The organism is Gottfriedia sp. NPDC057948, assembly GCF_042887255.1.
Taxonomy (GTDB): Bacteria; Bacillota; Bacilli; order Bacillales; family Bacillaceae_G; genus Gottfriedia.
The window spans coordinates 1-26,900 of sequence record NZ_JBHVPN010000002.1 but is presented as its reverse complement, the minus strand read 5'-3'; the positions used below and the strand labels follow the sequence as shown (position 1 = coordinate 26,900).

Sequence of the window (26,900 nt, the reverse complement as noted above, 5' to 3'; positions counted from 1 at the left end):
TTTCTCTAAAAGTCATGATATGGAATATTGTGCTCCATCAACATGTTGTCATGATGTTATTACCAGTTAATTTGAAAAGGCTTACAAAAATGTTTAATTTCTAAGAAAACATTCACCCCCAGTTATAACTTTTATAAAATCATATTAGTAATGATGTCATTACCAGTTGTATGTAGTATATCACCTCTTTTTTAAATCATGAACACTTTTTTTCAATTTTTCAAAAAATTTAAATCGACATGATTCATCATGATCTTCGTTTTTTAGCCCTAATAACTTATTTCCTACCATAACAAAAAGAACCTCCAATCCAATTTCAACTGAAGGTTCTTTACTTTAATGTTATTTGAAAAAAATTAACTATAAGCTAGCTCTTTTTCGTTTAATCCAAGCGTATTTGAAGTTGAAGCTTGAATTTCTTGTAAAAGTTCTGGGTGTTCTTCTAGAGATAAACCAAATGAAGGGATCATTTCTCTAATTTTTGGAGCCCACTCCATCATATGCCCGGGGAAGCATTTCTCTAAAACTTCAAGCATTACGTGAACAGCTGTCGAAGCACCTGGAGATGCTCCAAGTAATGCCGCAATCGAGCCATCAGCTGCACTTACTACTTCAGTACCGAATTGAAGCGTTCCTTTTCCAGCTGGCGTGTCTTTAATAACTTGTACACGTTGACCAGCAACTACGATATCCCAATCTTCACTCTTAGCACTTGGAATAAATTCACGTAATTCTTCCATACGCTTTTCATTTGATAATAAGACTTGTTGGATTAAATATTTAGTTAATGACATCTCTTTTACGCCTGCTGCTAACATAGTCATAACATTATTTGGTTTTACAGAACTAATCAAATCCATATTTGAACCTGTTTTTAAGAACTTTGGTGAAAACCCAGCAAACGGTCCAAATAATAACGACTTTTGGTTATCGATATATCTTGTATCAAGATGCGGAACAGACATTGGTGGTGCACCAACTTTGGCTTTTCCGTATACTTTTGCATGGTGCTGCTTGGCAACCTCTGGATTTTTACATACTAAGAATAGTCCACTTACAGGGAACCCACCAATATGTTTTGACTCAGGGATACCAGTTTTTTGCAGTAAAGGTAGACTAGCTCCTCCACTTCCAATAAAAACGAATTTAGCAATGTGGGAATCGATATTACCAGTGCTCATATTATACACTTTTACTTCCCACTCGCCATCACTAGTGCGTTTAATGTCTTCAACACTATGTCTATAGTTTATCTCTACATTTTTACTCTCTAAGTGCTCAAACATCATACGCGTTAAAGCGCCAAAGTTTACGTCTGTTCCTGAGTCTATTTTTGTTGCCGCTATTGGTTCATTAGATGTGCGTCCTTCCATGATTAGCGGGATCCATTCTTTCAACTTTTTAGCGTCTTCTGAGTATTCCATCCCTTTAAATAGAGGATTTTTAGAAAGCGCTTCAAATCGTTTATTCAAAAATTCCACGTTTTCTTTACCTTGCACTAAACTCATATGAGGAATTGGCATGATAAAGTCTTGTGGATTACCAATTAAGTTGTTGTTTACAAGATATGACCAAAATTGTCTTGAAAGTTGAAACTGTTCATTAATTTTTATTGCTTTGCTAATATCAATTGATCCATCAGCTTTTTCTGATGTATAGTTAAGCTCACATAATGCAGCATGTCCCGTACCTGCATTATTCCACTCATTAGAGCTTTCTTCTCCTGCTTTTTCTAATTTCTCAAATACTTTAATTTCCATTTCCGGTGCTAATTCTTTTAGTAATGATCCCAAAGTCGCACTCATGACTCCGGCACCAATTAAGATAATGTCTGTTCTAGTTTGTCTGTTGCTCATAATAACCTTCCTTTTCCCCTTTTTTTGCAAAAAAGTAGGTTTTCCTGCTTAGGTGTCACAAAAAGCAAGGCACCACCTAGGAACACACCTTTTCTGTCTCAATTATATCTTATTAATAGTATAACACATTTAAACTACATTTTAATAATAGTATATCACTATTTAATTATATCCAATTAATAGTGTACTTCTATTATTAACACCCCTAAAAAAATTTTTTTCTTTATCTGATAATTATAAACTATTTAAACAATGTACAAAAGTTAAAAATCTATCATTAAGGTCCTTATTTTAGAAAAATAAATTCTGACCCACTATAATTTAATGTACCCTACCTTTATATAGTAAGCGCTTATTTTAAGTTTGTCTCGTGAACAATATAAAATAACTTAAGGAAAGATTTGCTTATTATTTTAAAATTATTTAATTGAACCAAATTTTAGTCTAAAATTACTCTGACTTAAATGATTTATACACAAAAAAGAGACTGTCGAGAAGGTCCCAACAGCCTAGTTCGACTCAAAGTGAGCCTTTAATTCCTCATTCGAAAAAATATATTTTCTATATATATAACGAATTTTATTTTTTGAACGTCTTACTTTCTCTGTCAATTACTTCTGATTCATTACTTTCCACTGTTACCTTTATGTTTAAACGTAACACTGATTGTATGATTCTTTGTTATATTCGTAAACGTGTACGTATTATTTGTTAACTTTGTTTCTACTCCGTCTACTTTAAACGATTCAACCTCATAATTACCCTTATCAGGCGCAATCTTGTACGTTTGATTTGCTCCTTCATCTACTGAAAGTACACCACTCGGACTAATCGTTCCATTGCCTTCAGCTGATGCTACGATTGTGTAAATAATCTTCTTGAACGTTACGTTAATCGTGTGGTCTTTTGTTACATTCGTAAACGTGTAAGAGTTATTTGTAAGATTTGCATTCACACCATCAACAGTAAATGTTGCAACCTCATAACCTTTATTCGGTGTAACCGTAAACGTTTGATCTTTTCCATGATTTACAGTTACATTGCCGCTCGGACTGATCGTACCATTGCTACCAGCAGATGCTGCGATTGTGTGTACGATTTGTTTAAACGTTACATTAATCGTATGATCTTTTGTTACATTCGTAAACGTGTACGTATTGTTTGTTAACTGTGCATCTACTCCGTCTACTTTAAACGTTGCAACCTCAAAACCTTCATAAGGTGTGACTGCAAATATTTGGTTTGTTCCGTGATTCGTAGTAATTCTACCATTCGGACTAATCGTTCCGTTAGTACCAGCTGTCGCAGTAATGATGTGAACGATTTGTTTGAACGTTACATCGATCGAATGATTTTTCGTTACGTTTGTAAAAGTGTACTCGCCGTTTGTTACTGTTACTTCTTGGCCATCAACCTTAACGCTTCCAATCTCAAAACCGGTATTTGGCGTAATTTTATACGTTAGATTAGATCCATGTTTGACTGAAGTGAAGCCGTCTGGATCAATTTTACCGTTGCTGTCTGCTGTTGCCGAAATCAAGTGTGACAAATCATCACTTATGATAATTGTAAATGAAGTGTCCATATAACCAGTTGCAGAAACTGTAAAGTTATATTCACCTAGGTCTTTAAATAAAGATCGATCAACAAATGTCAGTTCATTAGCTGTAAGAGTGTACTTGCTAGAATCAACTACTTTGCCATTTAGTGAAACGACTGGTGAAGCTGCAAGCCAATTTGAATCTTGATTGTAGCTAGTAGTGATTGGTGTATCTTCTTGAATATAAGTAATTTTTGAAGCAAATACTGGTGCATTGCTCTTAACTACTTGAGTAACCTTCGTGTCTGGGTAGCAATATGCTGTAAACTTTATTTCTTTATTGCCTGTTGTTGTAAATGCTGTTCCAGGAAGTGTAATTGTGATATTACTGTTATCCGATGAGATTGTCGCATCAGATTTAACTGATACTCCATCTACTGTAATATCACCAGAAACTGCCTTAGCTCCATTTGCCCATCTCATATTTTCAGTATTATTAGGTACTGTAATAATCACTGGTTTATTAACTCCACTTGGCGTCAAGCTCGGTGTTGGTGCCGTTCTTTGAGCAAATGGTTGAGCGATTGTGATTGGCGTAAAGTAAGGCGATATAAACTTAACGTTCTTATTACCCGCAGCACTATTAGATTGTGTTGCATTTCCGTCAATCGTTACTGATCCTGTACCATTTTTTACAGATGTTATGACATAAGGTTTTACTGATGTAACTGATGATAATTGTATTGTGACATCGCCATTATCTATCGATTGATCTGACGTCGGTGCAAGTAAAATTGAACTTCTCCATAACGCATTATCATTTCCATTAATAGAGTAAGTAACGGTATCACCAAACTGAGGTGTTCCTGTAGTTGACGAAAGTGTAATGACAGGTGCAGTTTGTGGTGTAACAGTTGTATTTACATTAACGTCAGCATAACCCGGAGCTGAAACAACTAAGCTCCTTGAAACTGCAGCACCACCATTTGTTCTTACTAAATCATATGGAATCGTTAATGTTCCTGCTGTTTCATCAATCACAGCTCTAGTTTTGATTGAATTTCCACCAAATTTAACATCACCGCTAGCCTTCATAACAGATATCCAATCAGATGCAGCTGATCCTGGGTTAAATGTCATTACAAGGTCTTTTCCAGCATAAATCGTACCTGCCGGACTTGTAAGTGTTACCCCTTGTTTGTAGAAAGGCTGATCAACAGACGCAGTTTGGTAATTTGATGCGATAATATTGATTTTTATACTTCCTGGAGCTGGAACTAGCGCTTCATCAATCTTAATTGGCGTTCCAGGAGCACCTAATGTAATTTTATTAGCTTCAAAATCCGCTCTATTAATTGTAGTACCGCCAACTTGTACGGCTGTAATCGCATCTCTCCAAGCTTGTGTATCGTTTGTAGCTCCAACTCCAATTGAAATTGGGTTTGGATTGCTATCATTAAAGTATCGATTTGCTTCAGCAGTCAATGTTGGAGACGGAAACGCACTAATTCTTTGTGTAAATGAGTACGAATCATAATTGTCAGCTGAGATTGTAATCTTCCAATCTGTTCCATTCAACGATGGTGTCGAGAAAACACCTGCTGGGATCGTAAAGTTAAATGTTGTTGCGTTTGCCGGCGTCAATTGGTTAAAGAGTCCTGCTAATTCGTCCCCTGTATAGTTTTTAACAACACTATTATTTGGGTTAGTTACTGTTATTGAATTAATATTTGGCTGCCAAATATCACGATAGTGCGCAGCCGTTGAGCCTGTCGTATCTGATCGAGTGTATGTCAACGCTTTTCCAATTGTTGCAACGTTGTTTGGTGATAAAAGTGAAAAGCCAGTTCCTCCACCATTTTGCATTTTAAATTTTAATGAGCGATCCATATAACCTGGAGCCTTGAACACGATTGTGTGGACTCCCGCTTTTTTGAATACTGACGGATCAAATTCATATTGTCCTTTGTTAGATACTACTTTTTCAATAATCGAATTTGTTGAAACGCCATTATATATATTCGTTGCTGCTTTTCGGTCGACTCCATCAATCAGAATTTGTCCACCAGCTCCGTCTACAGCAGCTCTCCAAGTTGTATCTTCAATTTGTGTAAGTGTTGTAGCGCCATTTACAACGTCTGGTGTTTTATAGCCTACAGAAAACAATTGAAACGGATTGACTTTTCCATAATATACAAAGGCGTTGATATCACTTGTTTTAATAAATGGCACTGGTTTAATAACCGTATTAAAGGCAGTAAGATCCGAACCGCTTGGTACTGTGCCAAATCCAGTAATCGTTATAGCTTTACTTGTGGTTAAAACGATTTTTCCTGCTAAAGTTGATGCATTTTGAGCAGTCGTATTGTATTTTCCAATGTTTTTGATGATGTATTCAAAGTCACTATAATCAATTGTACCGTCGAAGTTAAAATCAGCATTTCTTGTGTAAGTTGAAGATGTGTCAACAAAGCTATTGTAAGCTGTGCTTTCAGCCTCAATGTCTTTCATATCGATTACATCGTCACCATTCACGTCACCTGCAAGCATGATTGCATTTGGAACAGAATAATTTCCTCCTGCTGCGTAATTATATTGTCCCGCAGTATTAACAGCTAATGTACCATAGTATGTTAAATGACCTGGCATTTTCATTTCAAAATTGTATGGTTTATCTCCTGCTTGCATTGGAAGGTCAGTTGTGAATAAACCATTCTGAGTAATCCCTGGATTTTCACTTGATGCGCCAGCTGTAGTATCTTGAGCAATTGGCAATTTAGACGTGATACCACCCGTATTAGGATCTTCAAACTTAACCTCGATACCAGAACCATCAGCTGTAATTGGCGTTGATCTACCGAATGTATTAGAGGTCGCATAGTTTTGGAATCCTTCCGGTCTAATACTTCCACTAATATATGCTGAGCCTTTAATGTAAAGTTTTTTATCTAGGAATGTAGGGACTCGATCCATCCCATTTTCCCCACCGTCATATGTTGTGATTTCCGGGATATTCGCAGATCCTTGAAGCCATAATGTATCTAATCCAGCATCATTTGTCACATTGTATTTAATATCAAGAAGAGGCATTTCTTGGGCAACACCCCCGCTCATTGTGTCTGCTGTATTTAATACACCTTGAGCTTGTACATCTTTTGGAAGATTGAAATTGAATATAAAATCTCCATTTACATCTGTGTCTTGATGAATCCAAGACTTATCAGCTGTAATTCCTTTTGATGTTAAGAATGCTTTGTATTCTGTACTAAAATCAATATCCTGAATATCAGCAAAATAAAGACTATCAATATAGAACTTTGCTCCTACAAGTTTTTTCGGATACTTAATAGATAATGTTGATTTAAAATTATCTCCTTTAGAGACTAATGTTTTATCAGTAAGGAAGTTAGGATCTACTCCATTTAATGTAGTCGAACCAGGCGAATCTAGTCGCGCAAAGCGATTAACTACATACTCATTACCTTTTTTAACAAAATAATAAAATTGTCCTTGTGTTTCAAGATTACCTGCAAATGAATAATCTTCAGGATATATTCTGAACTGTGTACCGTAATTTTCTTTTAGTGGGTCAGCATCAGTATTCACAAGGTCTTCTTTACTAATACCAAATTTAAATTGTCCATCACCACTAGGGGTAAGGAAATAGTTGACGTACGGTGCAGAGTTTGAATCACCAAGCATTCCGTCGATTCTACCTAAAGATTGACTTACATCTGTATCATTACCATAGTTCGGCGGTGCAGGAACTTGCGTTTCATGGCCAACGTTTTTCATATAATCAACATTTGAATCGTAAGCTTTACCTGAGAACCACTTTAGCGCTCCATCAGTCATAGGACCGTTTGGATCAATCTCATAAATACCTGGTTTACTTCCTTCATCCATTTGCACTGTAGGTGGAGTGTTATCAACATAAACTGTGCTATTTTTTTCATATAACTGACCACTAGAAGCATCTAAAGCACGAGCTTGAATTGTATAGCCGCCTTCTCCAAGTTGCTTTTGAGTTGATTGTTGTTGTGTCAGTTTAACTGATAAATTAGGGTCATCCTTGGAAATAGGATCTTTATAAGGGTAATAACTACCATTTATTAATAACGGTGCATAAACTAAATTACCAAGAGTAAAAGCAGAAAGATTAAATGTAGCAATATATCCTATATATTTACTACCTGTTACATCCATAAGATAAAGCTTAAAACCAAATGAAGGATCCAGTGTGCTTTTCACTCGAACCTCTGCCCAAGATTGAGGAGTAACAGCGAATGTATTAGGATTAAAGTTTTTATTACCACTTAGCGTAAAAGCTTTTCTTTGGATTCTAAAATCTAGTCCTCTACTTTGAACGTTAATAGCAAGTGGCATACGGTAAGTTTCATCAGGATTAGCTGAATTAACAAAGTTAATATATGCCTCGTAATATCCACTTGCAGCTGAAGCAGGAGCAGTAAATTTTACTGTTAGATGAATTGTTCCTCCTGCTGGAACTGTAATTGACTTTAATTCAGTATCAGGGGATGTTGCATTACTTATGCTAATTTTAGCTCCTTGTTCTACCCCAGCTTGTCCATTTGTCATGAACGCATCCTTAAAGAAAGCGCTCGATGCGTCAAAAGTCTTAGCAGCATTCCCATTATTCGTAATATATAAATCTCCTGTTTTCGTAATTGATCCATCTACTGAACGAGCTGTATAACCAAACGAAAATGAACCTGTTGTATTTGCAATATTAATGATATTTGAACTTGATGAATCATCAGTTGAAGAACGTGATTGAATAAAATCTTTTACCTTAAATTGCATATCAGAATGGACTGCTTGATATGGATCGGCTTTACCAGAGCCGATTTGGAATAAACTTTTTTGTGAGTCTATCGGATCAGCAGTTTGCATCAATGCTACTTTGACGTCCTCAGGCTTATAGTTTGGATGAGCTGATAAAATCAATGCTGCCATACCAGCAACATGAGGAGTAGCCATTGATGTACCTGACATTGATTGGTAAGTATAAGAATAATCTTTGTTATTTGGCTCCCATATATCATAAGGAGCTGTTGAGAAAATATCTACACCTGGGGCAACAACATCAGGTTTAATTGCTAATGAACCTGTAACAGGACCAGTAGAACTAAAACTAGCAAGTGAATTCCCTGGCATTGTGAAATTTCCAGCATTCGATACAGATATTTTCTTAATCGTACCGGCCTTAAAAGCATTATAGAATTTTGTTCCATCATTCTTGCTTATTTGCAAAGTGTAAACTGTACTACCCTTAGAACCAAAATAAAATGGATAATACCCTTGATCATCAAATAGAAGATTAGCATTGTCTGATGGGTTCCACACAATCAATGCCTTAGCATGTTCATTAGTCGCGTACATCATTAGCTGGTCCATAGATGCAGCACCGCGCTTGATAAGAACAACCTTATCTTTCACATCAATATTTTTATTACGAAGATCATCGTACCAAGCAGGTGTGCCGTATCCAGCATCTACGAAATCATACTGAGTCGATCCACTAAGCTTTGAATCCGATTCCGTGAAATCCTTTCCGATTAAACGAGTATTTGTAATCGCAAATGAATCTTCCCCTGATGCTCCATATGAATGGATGTCAAACGTTGGAACTTGGGTAGGTGTAGCGATTGCGCCGACAGTTATTGCCTTTGCTGCAGCCCCCGGTGTTCCCACTGTTCCAGCCCCCGGACCAGAATTACCAGCAGCAATAACTGCAGTTACTCCAAGGTCAGAAATATTGTTAATTGCAACAGCATTAGGAGACAATGAATCATTAGAAGGTGCACCAAGTGATAAGTTAATTACTTTACACCCATCCTTATAAGATTGCTCAATCCCTGCTATTACTGCCTCATCTGTACCACCATGAGGACCTAATACACGGTAAGCATACAACTCAACTTCAGGAGCAACTCCTCTAACTGCATATGGAGAATTATTTCTTGATTGTCCTGCAATTGTTCCAGCTACGTGAGTTCCATGTGATGTAATGTAATTATGGTAATCTGTTGGAAAGTTTGGATCTTGCTGATTAGATGGAAGTGAATCATTAGCATTCTTTGCAGCCAACCAATCAGAATAGACCGTTTCCATTGGATCATTGTCATTGTCTACAAAATCCTTACCGCCTTGATATTCTCCAGCAAGATCTGGATGATTATAGTCAAGACCTGTGTCAATAACACCAACTTTTACGCCTTTACCTGTGATGTTTTCATTTTGTAGATCATGTATTTTCAACCAGTCGAGAACTGCTGTTTCACCAGATTGCGGGCCTTCTGGACCCGGAGGTGGAACTGTTCCAGACTGCGTATTAACTGCTTTTTCTGATACGGAAGAGCTATCTAAAGTACTACTTGCTGATTGTGTGTTAGAACGATTTGAACGAATAGTAGGTAATACATTTGGATTTGTTTTTTGATCAGAAACCTTTCCGTCACCTGTTACCTCTGCTGGGACATCGATTGACTGAGAAGCTGGAATTGGAGCATATTTAACGTTTTGATAAACACTCTTTACGTAAGGTAATGCCAATAGATCATTAAGTGAACTTTTCGGAATTTTGACAGCTAAACCGTTAAATACTTGAGTATACTCTCTTCCTATATGAATAGAGCTAGAAGATTCGCCTGTAGCTTTTAATTTTTTAGACTCGTTGCTAATGAAGCTCTTAAAAGCACTGTGTGTTTGATTTACTTCTGTTTGAGCACTTTCTAACGTAATAGACGGTGTGCTTTCTTGATTAACAGAAAGTTTTCCAGAAGATGCATTCTTCTGTTGATTTTGCATTTGAATTGCGGCTGGATCAACATTAAATTGAATAATTAAATCTAGTTGGTCCGAAGAATTTAATAGCTTTGGATTAAATTGAAGCTTCTCTAAATATAAATTTTGCAATTGTTGTGCTTGAGTCAAGTCAAGTTTGCTATTACTGTCTAACTGAACAGGTTGGCTATTACTTGCAGATGTTCCACCTGTCATGGCAAAAGCCTGAGCTGTGTAGCCTAGCAGTGTTGAAGTTGCAAGAAACGTTGACATGACCATCTTTTTCATTTTACGATGGCCCATACCTTTCTCATTTCCCTTCTTTAATTTAATAGATAGAACAAAAGCTCTATTCCCCCCTAACCATTTTCCCCCTTTAATGACAGAATTTTATTATTGTTAAAAATTTTACGACAATTAAGTCGCCATTCTTCATTATAAGTTGGGTTATAGGGACAGTAAATTGGGGAATTTTAGCGTAAGATGCAGAAAGAAATTTGTCATATTTTGTTATATATTTGGAGTAATCTTCCTTTTTTCATTGTTTTATATGGGTATTTTATAGAAATGGACTTGGGGGAATTTGCAGTTTGTCATTCCATAAATTTTAACGATTTTAATTTTTTGGGATAAATTAGAAATTCTTAACCTAATAACTCAAGTAAAGAAGACAAAGAAAGACCTCTCAAAAAATTCGAGAGATCTTTCTTTATCTTCTTTATAGAATCAACTGTTTGACTATGAGTACCTATTTTTTAACCTCTTTTATAAATTTCCAGGTTTGCCCTTTATCTTCTGATTGATAAAGTTCGCTACTATTCCCGTTATAATCCCCATCCGAACCTTGGCCAACCAAAATGTTTAAAACTCCACCCTTCTTAAAAGTCATTCTTGGTGTTTTATGTGAATACGAAATAGTTGGCCCATCTGCCTTTGATCAATTGAATTCGTGGAAGATACTATTAGGAGGTGCCTAACGTTTTTATTGGTATTTTTATGTAAACACTCTAGTCTAGATTAAGTAATAGTTTTTTTGCTCTAATAAACATGTTTTTTTATTTTTCTGTACAAATTATCATATTAGCCCATTTTCTCTATAATCCAGGGTCCACGGTACCACAAGAATCCTCAACCAGTACACTATCTTTAGGACACCTACTATTTTATTTCCCCCCAAGCATACACGATGAATGGATCAAGTTCTTATTTTTGGGTTGTTTCAATTACTCTATCAATGTTTTTTCAAAACTTAGTAGGAGGTTTTTATTTTATGTTAGAAAGTCGAATGGAACAAAACACAATATTTTCTGAAAAAAATAAGAAAAATTTAAAAAGAAAGACAGCCTACCTCGTTTGTTCTAGTTTAGTTTTTTTTAGTAGTGCTTTAGGAAACTTATTTACGAAACCTGCACAGGCTGCTGTTGGAACTCATGTTGTGATCAGTGAAGTCTATGGTGGTGGAGGTAATAGTGGTACTTCCTACAAAAATGACTATATTGAACTTTATAATCCTACAGATACAAGTGTTGGTCTTTCTGGATGGTCTGTCCAATATGCTTCTTCAACTGGTACGTTCAGTAGCATTACAAATTTGACAGGTAGTATTGGGGCACACCAGTATTATTTAATTAAAGAAGCAAGTGGTGGTGGAGGAACTGTTGATCTACCGACTACAGATGTTACAGGTACAATAAATTTAAGTGCAAGCAGTGGAAAAGTTGCACTAGCGAAAGTGACTACAGCGGTATCAGGTTCAACAAATGCAAATGTGGTAGATTTTGTTGGTTTCGGCTCTGCAAATGATTCTGAAACTACACCAGTAGGTACTCTTTCTGCTACGACAAGTGTAGAACGTAAGGATAACAATGGTGGAACTGCCCAAGGCCAAGGCAATGGTTGGGACACGAATAATAATGCTAATGACTTTGTGATTACGAGCAGCCTAGTTCCTCAAAATTTGTCTTCTACAGCGGAACCTTCAACAGAAACACAGACGGGCACTGATAATGATCATATCGGATTGGGAAATCCAAGTGATGCTACAAATAATATCTCTAATTCTAATAATTATTTCATGGTTAAACCTCAGTACGATTTATCTTACAATAATAGCAAACACGAGCCTAACTGGGTTAGCTGGCATGTAGGTTCATCTGATCTTGGAAGTACGGCTCGTCAAGATGACTTCCGTGCTGATACTACATTGCCATCAGGGTGGTATCAAGGTACTGCTAGTGAATTTTCAGGAAGCGGATTTGATCGAGGTCACATGTGTCCATCCGCTGATCGTACATCTACTGTTGCTAATAATTCAGCAACTTTTCTAATGAGCAATATGATTCCTCAAGCTCCAAATAACAACGAAATTACTTGGGCAAATTTAGAGGAATATAGTCGTTCACTTGTATCAGCTGGAAACGAATTATATGTAATATCTGGGGGCTATGGATCCGGGGGCACTGGGTCTAATGGATATAAAACTACTGTTGGGAATGGCGTTGTCGTACCAGCAAAAACATGGAAAGTAATTGTAGTACTACCTAATGGGAATAATGATATAAGTCGTGTTACAACTTCTACGAGGGTAATAGCAGTAGTTCTACCAAATGATCAAACAACTTCTAGCCATGCTTGGAGCTATTATAGGGTAAGTGTAGATTCAATTGAGTCTATGACCGGTTATGACTTCCTATCATCGGTGCCGGCAAACGTTCAAAACGCCATCGAAGCTAGCATTGACAACGGTCCTACAAATTAAGTCCAGAGAATAGTTTCTTCACTTATGATGGGAAATTAGACTAAATACATAGAAAAGGGAATGTGATCCAAAAAACTTTTGGTAGCACATTCCCTTTTCTATTTTAAAATAAACTATCTCTATTTATGATACGGTTCATTCCTATTAATTCTAAATGAACGATAGATTTGCTCAACTAAAACCAATTTCATTAATTGATGTGGAAAAGTCATTTTTGAAAATGACAATGTATCATCCGCTCTTTTCATTACCGCATCACTTAGACCTAATGATCCACCAATCACAAATGCTACTTTGCTGTTTCCATATGTGGCAAGTTGATCTATTTTTTTGGCTAGTGATTCAGATGTATGTTCTTTCCCCTTAATTGCTAATGCAATTACATAAGCATCTTCTGCTATTTTACTTAAAATTCTTTCGCCTTCTTTTTCCTTTACAATTAGCATGTCTGCATCGCTTAAATTCTCTGGTGCCTTTTCATCTGGGACTTCAATCATATCCATTTTTGCATAACTAGATAATCGCTTTATGTATTCATCGATTCCCATCTTTAAATACTTCTCTTTTAACTTTCCAACACTGATAATTGAGATATTCACACTATATCCTCACTTTACGAACAAGTTATGCACAAAAGTTATCCACATATCCACATTTTCTATCCACATTTAGTGGGGGAATCTATGTTCGACACAATATATATGGCATCATTTTGACAATATTCACAGGTTGTGGATATATTATGTGTTTTTTCGACTTTATTCAACAGGGGTGTTTCACTATACTTATCCACAAAATCGTCAAGAGCCCATTCTATATGCTCATCACAGCTTAAAATTATTTTTTCCACTTATACACAGCTCCTTTTTTTAGCACATAAAGAAAACTCGTCGATTGACGAGCCTTTTAGGCGAAGTCAGAGGCGTAGTTGCACTTATACTTAATTCCTAAAATTGGCGACTACGTCGAGTACCACTCTCTGCTGCCCAAATTATCATGTTTTAACGTAAAAAAAAAGAGGAGAAAGTAAACTCTCCCCTTAAGTATGCGCTTTGTTTTATACATACACTATATCTGTTGGTTTTTGAGGGTCCGTATCATGAATTTCAAATTGCATCCCAACTTCAAATCCTTTTCCCTCTAATGTTTGTGTAACAGACATTCTGGCAAGCTCTTTCATATTATTATCTTGGCTTAAATGAGCAAGATAAATACGTTTTGTTTTATCTCCAATTACATCTGACATTGCAAGTGCAGCATCTTCATTTGATACGTGACCAACATCGCTTAAAATACGGCGTTTAATGCTCCATGGATATCTACCCATGCGTAGCATTTCGACATCATGGTTACTTTCAAAAATGTACATATCTGCGTTAGAAATGATCCCCTTCATTCGGTCACTTACATAGCCTGTATCCGTAATTGTAACAAATTTTTTCTCATTATGATGAAATACGTAAAACATTGGTTCAGCAGCATCATGTGATACACCAAATGATTCAACTTGTATATCCCCAAACTGAATCGTCGTTTCCATGTTAAAAATGAACTTTTGCTCTGTTGGAATTTCTCCAATTAAATGGTTCATTGCTTTCCATGTTTTTTCATTCGCGTAAATTGGGATTTGATATCTTCTGGCAAGAACTCCAAGTCCTTTAATATGATCACTATGCTCATGCGTGACTAGAATACCGGAAACTTCTTTTATATCCCTGTTGATTTCTTTAAATAAAGACTCCATCGCTTTACCGCTTAGTCCTGTATCAACTAAAAGCTTAGTTTTCTCCGTCCCAACGTATAACGCATTTCCGGTACTTCCACTTGCAAGTACACTAAAATGCAGACTCATCGCTATTCACTCCATTGTTCATTATCTATCTTAATTATTTGTCCCTCAATGGCATTAACAAAGTAATCCTGCTGTTCATTGACAACGATATGCCACGCTGGTGCTATGAATTTAACTCCATTCGATAACGGGATTACTGTATAATAGCCAAAATCAACTTTTGTAATACGATCACTCGGTTTTAATTCATCTTTTACAAATAAATTTTCAATGGCTTTAATTGCCGGTAAAGCTTCTTGCACATTCTTTTTATCGATCATTTCTTTTAAGTTTTCTAAATATCTTTGGCGATACCCGTAAATCTCATTATTATCGTTATACTTTATTTCAACTACTGAGCTTTCGATATTATAAATTAGGCGATCTTTATAGGTTTGACAGAAGTATATCGTTTTTGATGTTGGATCAATTTGACAATAACGATAGTTACCACCATTCCAAACATACTCCTTCACAAAGTTTTCTAAGAAGAGTATTTTATTTGTCTCTGCAATTGGAACTGGTTTTTTCAATTGACTTTGTAATACATCTTTGTAGATTTGTATATTCTGTCCTTTTCTATCAGCAATAGTTTTCTTGGAGAAATCCTTACTATTACCTGATATATAAGATTCCTTTAAAGAATTTTTAGGTAATGTCACATACGTGATATCATTTTCCTTTAATTGCTCCTCAATACTCGATTCTGCCATTGTATCAAACTGATCGCTACTTCGCTTTTGATAATATTGAATCGCTAAAAATAAATCTAATACTAAGAAAGTTAAAATAAATATTGTTTTGATCCTACTCCAATCCAACAATATTCACCCCAGTTCTACTTAGCAAATCTTGATCAATCTTTTTATATGTGTCATCGTAATTTATAATCCAAACAGGTTTTAGCTGGATTGCTCTATTATAGTACGGCTGATTGATGGTTGATTTATCTTCATCAAATATCGTCTCGTACCCTAAGCTAATATCCTTAATAAGGGATTTATTAATCGACTTATTATTAGAGATGATCTCCATAATTTGAGGACCAGCCATTAGTTCCATTTCACTTTCCTTCTTGTCCACCTGAATTCTAAATTTATACAATGGACGTTTAAAGGTTTCTATATCGTCTACTCCCCAACTCGTCGTAATTGTTGAATTATTAAACACAGGTAAATTATTTACAAAAAGTCTAAATGAAACTTCATTATTCTCAGGTTTAACCCCAGACAAAATATATCCATCAGTCCAACCACCATGAGCATTAATAAAATCAACACTTCTTTGGACTAATAAATTAGGACTTTGATTATTATTGTTTTCAGGTGTTGTCGGGTTAACAAAGGAAATCGAACGATTTAATGGTGAAACTGACATTAATCTAGTACCGTCTGTGAATGTATCTCCTGAATCAGTACTTTCTTTTCGGACATTTGAAGGATCACTAAATATTGCATCTTTTAATTTATCAACATCTATATCCGTTGTAAGAAACTCCATCGTAGTTAATTTAATTGGTTTTTTAGGTAAATAAATTATTTTACCTGAATCTAGCTTATATCTTAAGCTTTCAGTAAAGCTTTCGTAATTGTCTCTAATCTTTTCAACTGAAGCAATAATTGAAGAGTTATCAAAGGTTGCTCCATAGAGAATATTTTGTGCTTCATTTGAAAAATAGATCCTTGCTGAAGAATCCTGTTTAGTAGATAAATTGATGATTATTCGGTCAAATAAAACATTTTGTAATCGTTTTGCATCTAGATTAAGAACTTTACCTAATGTCTCTACTGGTACTACAGTTGGAAAAATAATTTCTAATTTATTTTTTCCTTTTGTAATTGATTGATAGGCAACTTCAGATGTTTTATTTGTCAGGTTTTCAAAATTTGTGATTTCAGATTTCTGCAATGATCTATAAATTGGTGATATATTCCCCTGTTTAGTTGTTTCATAATTTTTATTTGATTCATGCACAACTAATAAATTCGGAATTACTATGTCCTTAAAGTCTCTCTTTGCACCAATCGAAACTTTTTGGACATAGTCTTGATTTTGAAGTACATCGTATGTTGGTTGATATGACCATAAGCTATATGAAAGTACTAAGCTTACTATAACAAGAGTAGTTAATATAACTGATTTTATATGTTCTCTTCTCATTCCCACTCATCCTCTTGGTCATCAGCCACTGGAAGTGTGAAATAGACTGTTGTACCCTTTCCTTCTTCACTCTTAGCCCATATATGACCATCGTGCGCATAAATCATTTCTTTTGCCAAAGCAAGCCCTAGTCCAGTGCCCCCAACTTGTCTCGATCTAGCTTTATCTACTCGATAGAAACGATCAAATATCTTTGATAGATTTTCTTTTGGTATTCCCATACCTTCGTCAGTAATACTAACTAATATTTGATCTCTAGACTCTTTAATACGATAAGTTACAGTCCCACCCTCTGGTGAATACTTTAGTGCATTTGAAATAATATTATCTAACACTTGTGTAATTTTATCTTCATCTATAAATACAAATCTTGTCTTACTTATGAACTCGCGTTTGAACGATACTTCTTGTGACTTACTCATTTCATGTCGATCAATTATACGATTAAATAACTCTGTAAAGTTAACCCAATCTTTCATTAAACGATATTCTGTACTATCTAACTTAGATAATTGTAATAAGTCATTTACTAATCGAATCATTCGTTCTGTTTCATCTTGAGTTACTTGTAAAAACTTAGGTGCAATTTCTTTATTCTCCCAAGCTCCATCTGATAATGCTTCTAGATAGCTTCTCATTGTTGTTAACGGCGTTCTTAATTCATGTGATACATTTGAGACAAAATCTCTACGTTCTTGCTCTATTTTTTCCTGTTCAGTTACATCATAAAGGACAGCGATTAGGCCGTTAACTTTACCGGATTCTTTTTGAATAGTTGAAAGACTAGCTCGTATAATCATTGGTCTCTTATTATTACTATAATCTAACATGATTGAATCTGGCTCATCGTATAAATCATCTAAAGTATTAATCTTTTCGATTCCCAATACTTCTAAGATCGATTTATTTAATACTGTTTCACGTGAAACATTAAGCATCGTTTCAGCCGGATCGTTTAAGAGAATAATTTTCCCTCTACGGTCAGTCGCAATAACCCCATCTGACATATGTTCTAGTACTGATTGAAGCTTTCTTCTTTCTCCATCCGTTGAAGCTCTGGCTTGCTGTAGATTACGTGATAGATTATTAAATGATATCGTTAATTCACCAATCTCATCTTCACTATAGGCCTTTAATTTGCGAGAGAAGTTTCCTTTCGCCATTTCTTGGGCCTGTCTTCTTATTTCAGAGATTGGCTTCGTAATTGCTTTAGCCAACAATATACCTAAAATGGATGTAATCGCGACTGCTATAAGTGTACCAGTTGAAAAAATACGGTTAATTAATTCCATTCTTTCATAAGTGCTTTCCATTGAAGCACTTGTGTAAATGGCTGAAACAATTTCGTCACCTTCCATTACTGGGATAACAATCGTTTTCATTCGATGACCATTTTTAGGATCAATTAACACTTTCTCAGTTCTAGTACCTACTAAAAGAGCTCTTTTTACTAAAATATTAGTAGTTCTTTTACCAACAATAGACCGATTACTAGAATCCGAAGTAGCAATGACTTCACTATTTTGGTTAATAACACTTACGTCTGATATTCCAATATTCTTTCCGAAGTCTGAAACTATTTTTTGGATATTAGCTTTTACTTCTGGGTCGTCCAGAGTTTTCTTTTTTTCATACTCTATTTTTATATTATAAGCCAGTAGTTTAGCACGTTCGTTTATCGCAACTGTAAAACTGTTTACGAGCTGCTTTTCAAGCTCTCTTGAAAAATAAACACTAATAATTTGCATAGCTACCAAGATGAGTAAAATATAAACAAGTACAAATTTAAATACAATTGATTTAAATAAACCAACTTTATTATAAGCTGCCATTAATCTTGCTCCGGATCACGCAGGTAATATCCTACTCCCCTTCTTGTTACAATGAATAGTGGATAACTTGGATTGTCCTCAATTTTTTCTCGAAGTCTTCGAATTGTTACATCGACAGTTCGTACATCCCCAAAGTAATCATAACCCCAAACCGTTTGGAGTAAATGCTCTCTCGTCATAACCTGTCCGATATGCTTCGCTAAATAATATAGTAGTTCAAATTCGCGGTGAGTTAATTCGATCTTCTCGCCACGTTTTGTTACGATATAAGCGTTTGGATTGATAACCAGCGAGCCAATAATAACTTCAACTGACTCCTCTTTTTCAGATGGAGCTCCTGTTTGGTGTCTACGTAAATTTGCTTTTACTCTGGCAAGTAACTCACGTGTACTAAATGGTTTTGTTACGTAGTCATCTGCTCCCATTTCTAAACCTAGTACTTTATCTAATTCTGAGTCTTTTGCTGTAATCATAATGATCGGCATATCATGGTTCTTTCTAATTTCTCTACAAACTTCTAAACCATCTCTAATTGGTAACATAATATCTAATAAAACTAGGTCAGGAAGAAACTCATCTACTTTTTGTAATGCTTCCTCTCCATCATACGCGCAAACAATATCAAAACCTTCTTTTTCTAAATTAAACTTCAATATATCAGCAATTGGTTTTTCATCATCGACTATTAATATTTTTTTATTCATTCCCCGCACTCCTTTTCTAGTCAGTTTTTGCTACCGTCAATTCTATACATATCTTTTGCAATTTCATATTAAATTAGGCAACAAATAAACTTATCATAGTAATTTCGTTTTGTGGACTATCTCTCTAAATATAATACGAATACGATCTGACGTGTTATTTTTTTTGTATACAAACACTAGATTTTTGAAAAAAACCTCTAGCTTGTTGCTAGAGGTCTACTCCACTTACTTCTATTTTAAATTAAGTAGGTTTTTTTGTAAAATCGAACTGTTTAATTCTATTTTCAATAAGGTTGATATAAAATAAAAAACTACTGTATATACAGTAGTTTTTATGATGGCTCGGGACGGAATCGAACCGCCGACACGAGGATTTTCAGTCCTCTGCTCTACCGACTGAGCTACCGAGCCATTATATGGCGGTCCCGACCGGGATCGAACCGGCGATCTCCTGCGTGACAGGCAGGCATGTTAACCGCTACACCACGGGACCAAGATAATTTTATTAAAAAAGGATGACCCGTACGGGACTCGAACCCGTGTTACCGCCGTGAAAGGGCGGTGTCTTAACCGCTTGACCAACGGGCCACATTAATTTAAGAAAAGATGAGCCATGAAGGATTCGAACCTTCGACCCTCTGATTAAAAGTCAGATGCTCTACCTACTGAGCTAATGGCTCATAATATGATTAGCTTCATAAAATGATTAACTTCATAAGCTATGTACTAGTTATGACGACAAGATTCATCTTATCATACTTTCTAATAATTTGGCAATAGTTATTTAAAAAAATAATAAAAGCCCCTAAATTTTTATTTAAGGGCCTTATTATATTAAGCTCCGTAAACGTTACGTACGATATTTGTTTGGTTACGATCTGGACCTACTGAGAATACAGATAACGGAATACCGACTAATTGAGACACACGTTCTACATAATGTCTTGCATTAACTGGTAGTTCATTAAGAGTTTTTACTCCTGTAATATCTTCTGTCCAACCTGGAAGTTCTTCATAAACTGGCTCACATTCTGCAAGTTGTTTTAAGCTAGCAGGGAATTCAGTAATTGTTTCTCCACGGAATTTATAAGCAACGCAAATTTTTACAGTCTCTAGACCTGTTAATACGTCAATTGAATTAAGTGATAAATCAGTGATACCACTAACGCGACGAGCGTGGCGAACTACTACACTATCAAACCAACCTACACGTCTTGGTCTTCCAGTAGTTGTACCGTACTCACGACCTACTTCACGAATTGTATTTCCAATTTCGTCGAAAAGCTCAGTTGGGAATGCACCTTCACCAACACGAGTAGTATAAGCTTTACATACACCAACAACGTGATTAATTTTTGTCGGACCAACGCCAGATCCAATTGTTACTCCACCTGCAACTGGGTTAGAAGAAGTAACGAATGGGTATGTACCTTGGTCAATGTCTAACATTACACCTTGTGCACCTTCAAATAATACGCGTCTTCCACCATCAATTGCATCATTTAATACAACAGAAGTATCACACACATATTTTTTAATTTGTTGTCCGAACTCATAATATTCTTCAAAAATCTCTTCGATATTTAATGAATTTGAATCATACATTTTTTCAAATAAATTATTTTTCTCTTCAAGATTACGTTTTAATTTTTCGTAAAACTCTTCTTTATCTAAAAGGTCTGCCATACGGATTCCGACACGTGCAGCTTTGTCCATATAAGCTGGTCCAATACCTTTTTTAGTAGTACCAATCTTATTATCACCTTTACGCTCTTCTTCTAACTCATCTTGTTTTAAATGATAAGGTAAGATAACATGAGCACGGTTACTAATACGTAAGTTGTCAGTTGAAACACCTTTATCATGTAGGTATGCTAGCTCTTGAACTAAAGCTTTAGGATCTACAACCATACCATTTCCAATAACACAAATTTTATCTGAGAAGAAAATACCTGATGGAATTAAATGAAGTTTGTACTTTTCACCATTAAATACGATTGTATGACCTGCATTGTTACCACCTTGATATCTAGCAACTACTTCTGCCTGTTGTGATAAAAAGTCAGTAATTTTTCCTTTTCCTTCGTCTCCCCATTGAGAACCAACTACTACTACTGATGACAATGTACTGCACCTCCGATTAAATTACGCTATTTCCGAACTAAAACCAAAACTAGTATATCAAACTTACGGAATTTGTCAATAAATCTCTTTAAATAATTCCATTCTAAGTTTTTTTTGTTCGTAAATACAAACTAAAGAATTTGATAAAAATAGTTTGCCCTAACAAAAAAAAATAATCACATAGATTCACTATGTGATTATTTTTTAGATGAGATCCCAATCAGACGATTGAAGATATTTGCGCCTGTCTTATTCCAAACTATTTTTAAGCACCTGGTGCTTGCTCATCAAACCTTCGTTCTAAGTTTACGAACTTGTTATATTCTTTTACGAATGCTAATGAAACAGTACCTACTGGACCATTCCTTTGTTTAGCAATAATGATTTCAATAATATTTTTATTCTCTGATTCTTTATCATAGTAATCGTCTCGGTATAAGAACGCAACAATATCCGCATCTTGCTCAATACTTCCTGATTCACGTATATCAGACATCATTGGACGTTTATCCTGTCTTGACTCAACGCTTCGTGATAGCTGAGATAAGGCTATTAGAGGTACTTTTAATTCCCTCGCTAATCCTTTAAGAGATCGTGAAATTTCCGATACTTCTTGTTGACGATTTTCTCCACTTTTACCGTTACCTTGAATAAGCTGCAAGTAATCAATTAGGATCATTCCTAAGCCATGCTCTTGCTTCAGCCTTCTACACTTAGCACGTATATCATTTACTCTAATACCAGGTGTATCATCTATATATATACCTGTACCAGCTAAGCTACTAGCAGCCATCGTAAGCTTATTCCAATCCTCTTGTTCAAGATTACCTGTACGTAGTGCCTGTGCGTTAATATTCCCTTCTGCACAAAGCATACGCATAACAAGCTGATCTGATCCCATCTCGAGACTGAAAATTGCTACGTTTTCATCTGTCTTAGTCGCTACGTTTTGTGCGATATTCAACGCAAAAGCTGTTTTACCTACTGAAGGACGGGCAGCTACTATAATTAAATCATTGGGCTGAAATCCCGCTGTCATACGATCTAAATCAGTAAATCCTGTCGGTACACCTGTGATTTCGCCACGTTGATTAAATAAAGTCTCAATTTTACTAAATGTAGTAAATACTACATCTTTAATACTTTGAAAACCAGAAACGTTTGTGCGCTGAGCTACTTTTAAGATACTTTTTTCAGCCTCGTTTAGTACAACATCCACTGGAGTATCTGGTGCATAGCTTTCCGTTACAATATTTGTAGCGGTTCTTATTAATCTTCTTAAAGTAGATTTTTCTTCAACGCTCTTCGCATAGTATTCAACGTTAGATGCCGTTGGTACTGAAGCCAGCAAATCATTTAAGTATGATACTCCTCCTACTTCTTCTAACACTCCTTGATTAGCTAGTTCAGAAGTTAGCGTGATAACATCCAGAGGCTCATTCCTTGAAGCAATCTTAAGCATTGCTTCAAATAATTTTTGATGGGCAGCTCGATAAAAGTCATCTGGTAAAAGCCGTTCTGAAGTTGATATCAGCGCCTCTGAATCTAACAGTATGGCTCCTAATACAGCCTGTTCAGCTTCTATATTCTGTGGTGGAGTACGATCATTTAGCAAATCACTCATTTCTAGTCCTCCAGATGCTTGTTTTTCTTATTGTTCTTTAACGTGTACTTTTAAAGTTGCACTTACTTCAGGATGCAATTTTACTTTAATATTTGTTACACCTAGTCCTCTAATCGCATCATTCATTTCGAATTTACGCTTATCTAGTTTAATACCATGTACTTTATTAAGCTCATCTGCAATTTGCTTGCTTGTGATTGACCCGAAAAGACGACCGCCCTCACCTGATTTAGCTTTTAGTTCTACTGTTAAAGTTTCAATTGTTTCTTTTAGCTTTTTACAGTTTTCTAATTCGATTTGTGCATCTTTTAATTCTTTATTTTTTTTCGCTTCAAGAGTTTTCATATTACCTGCAGTAGCTTCAATAGCATCTCCATTTTTGATTAAGAAGCTTGCATAGCCATCTGCGATATTTTTAGTTTCTCCTTTTTTACCTTTTCCTTTTACATCTTTTAAGAAAATTACTTTCATTTGTTTGTTCTCCCTTCAATATATTCATCGATTATTCTTAATAAATGTTGTTCAACTTCTCTAATTGAAGAAGATTCAATTTGCGCAGCAGCATTTGTTAAGTGACCGCCACCGCCAAGCTCTTCCATTATTAATTGAACATTTATATTCCCTAATGAACGACTGCTGATGCTAACAACATTATCTGACCTTTTCGCAATAACAAAAGATGCAATAACATCAGTCATCGTTAATAATGTATCTGCAGCCTTGGCGATTAAAACTTGATCATAGTTTACATTGTCTTTCCCAAAGCTAATCGCAAAGCCCTCTTTGTACATATAGGCTTCCTCTATCAATTCTGCTTTGCGAATATATTCATTCATATCTTGTTTTAGTAAATTTTGAACGAGGATCGTATCTGCGCCGTTAGAACGCAAGTAAGACGCTGCGTCAAAAGTTCGTGCTCCTGTTCGGAAAGTAAAACTCTTTGTATCAACAATGATACCTGCAAGTAAGGCTGTTGCCTCAAGCATGCTTAATTTTATTTTCTTAGGTTGGTACTCCAATAACTCAGTTACTAATTCTGCAGTAGAGGAAGCGTACGGCTCCATATAAACGAGAATTGCATCCTTAATGAAGTCCTCTCCTCTTCGATGATGGTCTATCACAACAATTTTATCTGTCTCATTTAAAAGTGACTCTTCTTCAACCATTGTAGGTCTATGAGTATCTACTACAATTATTAATGTATCTTCAGAAATAAGTTCTTTTGCTTTGTCGGGTGTAATAAAACAAGACATAAATTGTTCATTTTTAGACATTTCCCTCATCAAACGATTAACACTTTTATCTACTTCATCTTTTTCAATTACTACATAACCATCCACTTCATTATGCATTACCATTTTTAAGATACCGACTGCTGAACCAAGAGCATCCATGTCAGGTAACTTATGACCCATTATCATAACATTGGTGCTACTCTTCATTAAATCTCTTAATGCATGCGAGATTACCCTCGCTCTAACTCTCGTCCTTTTTTCTACAGGGTTTGTTTTTCCACCAAAAAACTTCACTTTACCGTTAATATTTTTAACAGTTACTTGATCTCCCCCACGCCCTAGTGCTAAATCTAAACCAGATTGTGCTAGTTGGCCAAGTTCGGTTAAATTCAAACTGCCTACTCCGACACCAACGCTTAGAGTAAGAGGTAAATTACGCTTTGTAGTCTCTTCCCTTACTTGGTCTAGTATAGAGAATTTGTTATTTTCTAATGCTGCCAGAATTCCTTCATTTAAAACTACACTATATCGATCGGATGAAACACGTTTCAAGAACATACCATGGCTATTAGCCCAACTATTTAACATGGTTGTTACTGCACCATTTACACTAGAACGCTCCTGGTCATCTAAGCCCTGTGTCATTTCATCGTAATTATCTAATAAAATAGTTCCGATTACTGTTCTTTGATCTTCGTATAACTTCTCTAATTGTGCCTGTTCTGTCACATCAAATAAATAAATGTATCGCTCTTCCCTTTTAATAACTACGCGATATGTTCTTTTACTTATATTCAATACATCTTCTTTTTTCTCTTTTTTCGAAATTAAAGCCATTAACCCTTCAGATAGGTCATATATGTGTTTACCAATTAATGAACGATCGTCTAAAATATTTAAAATATATTGATTGCCCCATTCAATATGGTACTCTCTATCATAAAGTAATACTCCAATTGGCATTTCTGTAATTGCTTCGTTACTTAAATTCTTCACTCTCGACATAACTGATTCTATATACATATCTAAAACATAGCGATACTTAATTTCTAACTTTACAACTAGAAAAATAACGCATAAAAAGATAACGATAAAAATTACCCCTATTTTAGGTTGAATATAGACCACAGTTCCGATCAGAAACACTGAAAGAGCAGTTAAAAGATAGACGGGTATAAGAAACATCTGTTTCTTATGAAAATCTTGCATATGTTCAACCCCTAAGCCAAATAAAATCTAACTTACATATTAAAGTTTATTCACTTTTTCTAAACAAATTAGTAACAAATATGTTTTTAAGTTTAAATTTTTCTTCTATTAAATATTCCAATCGAGACAATTCCAATTAGTAAAACAATATAAATTAATGGTTGAATGATAAAACTTGCGATCAATATAATAATTGGTACCGCTTTAGAAAAATGTTTTAAATAACTAAAATAAAAGATCGATGCGTAACCTTGAACGAGCAGTAAAATTTGAAGTACATATGTTAAGTTAATCACTGCTGTACTTAGGAAACTATTTTGTTTCAAATTGAAGAATGAAAAGAGCATTACAATTAAAAAGAACCACATGAATCCTAATGGGAGTCTAAACTCTCTAAATGGCTTAAATTTCGGAGTTTTATAACCTAATCTCCTTATTAATGGAAAAGTTACTAGTTGTGTTATAAAAGCAAGTATAAAACTAACCATTAACAATAATGAAGGAATTAATGTAGGGATTAATTTAATAGCATCTGTAAGACTATCTAATGCCTTTTCATTGGCGTTTGTACCAAGACTGGCACTTAGTTCCTTACTTTTTTCTATAGCCTCAGTTGCCAAGTCTATATTCTCTTTAACGAAATCAATATGAAAAACAGCTTTGAATAGTATGTACGATAGTACTGTATGTATTAAATATAAGAAAGTACTAGTAAGTAATATCTCGCCTTTACTTCGCTCATTTTTCAATAGATAACCAAATGCTATACCAACTGTTGAGTACATTAAAGTAACTGGAAGTAAATTAAATGAGGTTATCACAATCGTTAATCCCAGCGCAACACAGCAAAGTAAAAGTGATTCTTTAATTGAGTATTTAATACTTAGAATAATAAACGGCAGCGGCATAAGGAATGCCATAAATATTGAGAGAAACGGTACAAATCTAAATATTAACAGTAGTACTGAGTAAATAGCTAAAAGTACTGCACCCTCGGTAATAAAGCGAGTCGATTTCAAAATAAAGCTCCTTTCAACTACCCTACTTATTTCGCGATAAGCATACTATTTCTTATTTTACCATAAAACTTATTTTTTCATAAATACAAAAAAAGTACAGCACGAGTAAAATGTACCCTATAGAATAGACACTTAAAAAAAGTCTACTCTATAGGGTACTTTTGTTTATAATTAAAAAAACGGGATCGGGGAAATATTAGA

General features: G+C 35.2%; 15 protein-coding genes and 4 tRNA genes. 1 reads left to right on the top strand and 18 read right to left on the bottom strand.

Features of this window, described 5'->3' with window-relative positions; genetic code table 11:
• Positions 1 to 356: 356 nt before the first annotated feature.
• Together ACFVRR_RS04125 and ACFVRR_RS04120 are read right to left on the bottom strand one after the other, a co-directional pair.
• Positions 357 to 1,856 carry a malate:quinone oxidoreductase gene (locus ACFVRR_RS04125; RefSeq protein WP_387325031.1) on the bottom strand — a complete coding sequence of 500 codons (1,500 nt, stop codon included), beginning with the start codon at positions 1,854 to 1,856 and terminating at the stop codon, positions 357 to 359.
• A gap of 625 nt (positions 1,857 to 2,481) precedes the next feature.
• Complete coding sequence (locus tag ACFVRR_RS04120) at positions 2,482 to 10,506, bottom strand: S8 family serine peptidase (protein WP_387325029.1); 8,025 nt, start codon at positions 10,504 to 10,506, stop codon at positions 2,482 to 2,484.
• Between the two features lie 967 nt (positions 10,507 to 11,473).
• Here ACFVRR_RS04120 and ACFVRR_RS04115 point away from each other — a divergent pair.
• Positions 11,474 to 12,961 carry a DNA/RNA non-specific endonuclease gene (locus ACFVRR_RS04115; protein ID WP_387325026.1) on the top strand — a complete coding sequence of 496 codons (1,488 nt, stop codon included), beginning with the start codon at positions 11,474 to 11,476 and terminating at the stop codon, positions 12,959 to 12,961.
• A gap of 119 nt (positions 12,962 to 13,080) precedes the next feature.
• On the opposite strand, the gene rlmH is transcribed toward ACFVRR_RS04115, so the two are convergent.
• From rlmH to ACFVRR_RS04035, 16 genes are all read right to left on the bottom strand, one after another.
• Positions 13,081 to 13,560, bottom strand: coding sequence for a 23S rRNA (pseudouridine(1915)-N(3))-methyltransferase RlmH (rlmH, locus tag ACFVRR_RS04110; RefSeq protein WP_387325023.1), 480 nt, complete (start codon positions 13,558 to 13,560; stop codon positions 13,081 to 13,083).
• 59 nt (positions 13,561 to 13,619) lie between these two features.
• Entirely contained in the window at positions 13,620 to 13,811 is a 192-nt protein-coding gene (locus tag ACFVRR_RS04105; RefSeq protein WP_387325021.1) for a CxxH/CxxC protein, read from the bottom strand.
• A gap of 207 nt (positions 13,812 to 14,018) precedes the next feature.
• Entirely contained in the window at positions 14,019 to 14,813 is a 795-nt protein-coding gene (locus tag ACFVRR_RS04100) for an MBL fold metallo-hydrolase (protein ID WP_097976443.1), read from the bottom strand.
• A 2-nt stretch (positions 14,814 to 14,815) separates the two neighbouring features.
• Positions 14,816 to 15,613 (bottom strand): two-component system regulatory protein YycI, encoded by a 798-nt coding sequence (locus ACFVRR_RS04095; protein WP_097976441.1) that lies wholly within the window; start codon positions 15,611 to 15,613, stop codon positions 14,816 to 14,818.
• Positions 15,600 to 16,952 (bottom strand): YycH family regulatory protein, encoded by a 1,353-nt coding sequence (locus ACFVRR_RS04090; RefSeq protein ID WP_387325017.1) that lies wholly within the window; start codon positions 16,950 to 16,952, stop codon positions 15,600 to 15,602. The genes ACFVRR_RS04095 and ACFVRR_RS04090 overlap by 14 nt, the downstream gene beginning before the upstream one ends.
• On the bottom strand, positions 16,949 to 18,784 hold the full coding sequence (gene walK, locus ACFVRR_RS04085; protein ID WP_387325015.1) for a cell wall metabolism sensor histidine kinase WalK: 1,836 nt from the start codon (positions 18,782 to 18,784) through the stop codon (positions 16,949 to 16,951). Before walK ends, ACFVRR_RS04090 begins: the two co-directional genes overlap by 4 nt.
• Positions 18,784 to 19,488, bottom strand: coding sequence for a response regulator YycF (yycF, locus tag ACFVRR_RS04080; protein ID WP_387325012.1), 705 nt, complete (start codon positions 19,486 to 19,488; stop codon positions 18,784 to 18,786). Before yycF ends, walK begins: the two co-directional genes overlap by 1 nt.
• A gap of 338 nt (positions 19,489 to 19,826) precedes the next feature.
• Positions 19,827 to 19,899: transfer RNA gene (locus ACFVRR_RS04075), tRNA-Phe, on the bottom strand.
• Positions 19,900 to 19,905: 6 nt separating this feature from the next.
• Positions 19,906 to 19,981: transfer RNA gene (locus ACFVRR_RS04070), tRNA-Asp, on the bottom strand.
• A gap of 23 nt (positions 19,982 to 20,004) precedes the next feature.
• Positions 20,005 to 20,076 (bottom strand) — tRNA-Glu (locus tag ACFVRR_RS04065).
• Positions 20,077 to 20,095: 19 nt separating this feature from the next.
• Positions 20,096 to 20,168 (bottom strand) — tRNA-Lys (locus ACFVRR_RS04060).
• A gap of 154 nt (positions 20,169 to 20,322) precedes the next feature.
• Complete coding sequence (locus ACFVRR_RS04055) at positions 20,323 to 21,612, bottom strand: adenylosuccinate synthase (RefSeq protein WP_387325009.1); 1,290 nt, start codon at positions 21,610 to 21,612, stop codon at positions 20,323 to 20,325.
• Between the two features lie 265 nt (positions 21,613 to 21,877).
• The gene (gene dnaB / locus ACFVRR_RS04050) at positions 21,878 to 23,236 is read right to left on the bottom strand and encodes a replicative DNA helicase (RefSeq protein WP_387325007.1); all 1,359 of its coding nucleotides are present in this window, start codon (positions 23,234 to 23,236) and stop codon (positions 21,878 to 21,880) included.
• Between the two features lie 27 nt (positions 23,237 to 23,263).
• Positions 23,264 to 23,707, bottom strand: a complete 444-nt coding sequence (gene rplI / locus ACFVRR_RS04045) for a 50S ribosomal protein L9 (RefSeq protein ID WP_097976432.1) — start codon at positions 23,705 to 23,707, stop codon at positions 23,264 to 23,266.
• Positions 23,704 to 25,680: a DHH family phosphoesterase gene (locus ACFVRR_RS04040; RefSeq protein WP_387325003.1), complete on the bottom strand. Its 1,977-nt coding sequence runs from the start codon at positions 25,678 to 25,680 to the stop codon at positions 23,704 to 23,706. The genes rplI and ACFVRR_RS04040 overlap by 4 nt, the downstream gene beginning before the upstream one ends.
• 92 nt (positions 25,681 to 25,772) lie before the next feature.
• The gene (locus ACFVRR_RS04035; protein ID WP_387325000.1) at positions 25,773 to 26,699 is read right to left on the bottom strand and encodes a YybS family protein; all 927 of its coding nucleotides are present in this window, start codon (positions 26,697 to 26,699) and stop codon (positions 25,773 to 25,775) included.
• Positions 26,700 to 26,900 lie beyond the last annotated feature (201 nt).

Coding starts and splice junctions, on each gene's coding strand:
- ACFVRR_RS04125 (WP_387325031.1), bottom strand. CDS start 1,856: ATGAGCAACAGACAAACTAGAACAGACATTATCTTAATTGGTGCCGGA.
- ACFVRR_RS04120 (WP_387325029.1), bottom strand. CDS start 10,506: ATGGGCCATCGTAAAATGAAAAAGATGGTCATGTCAACGTTTCTTGCA.
- ACFVRR_RS04115 (WP_387325026.1), top strand. CDS start 11,474: ATGTTAGAAAGTCGAATGGAACAAAACACAATATTTTCTGAAAAAAAT.
- ACFVRR_RS04100 (WP_097976443.1), bottom strand. CDS start 14,813: ATGAGTCTGCATTTTAGTGTACTTGCAAGTGGAAGTACCGGAAATGCG.
- ACFVRR_RS04090 (WP_387325017.1), bottom strand. CDS start 16,952: ATGAGAAGAGAACATATAAAATCAGTTATATTAACTACTCTTGTTATA.
- walK (WP_387325015.1), bottom strand. CDS start 18,784: ATGGCAGCTTATAATAAAGTTGGTTTATTTAAATCAATTGTATTTAAA.
- yycF (WP_387325012.1), bottom strand. CDS start 19,488: ATGAATAAAAAAATATTAATAGTCGATGATGAAAAACCAATTGCTGAT.
- dnaB (WP_387325007.1), bottom strand. CDS start 23,236: ATGAGTGATTTGCTAAATGATCGTACTCCACCACAGAATATAGAAGCT.
- rplI (WP_097976432.1), bottom strand. CDS start 23,707: ATGAAAGTAATTTTCTTAAAAGATGTAAAAGGAAAAGGTAAAAAAGGA.
- ACFVRR_RS04040 (WP_387325003.1), bottom strand. CDS start 25,680: ATGCAAGATTTTCATAAGAAACAGATGTTTCTTATACCCGTCTATCTT.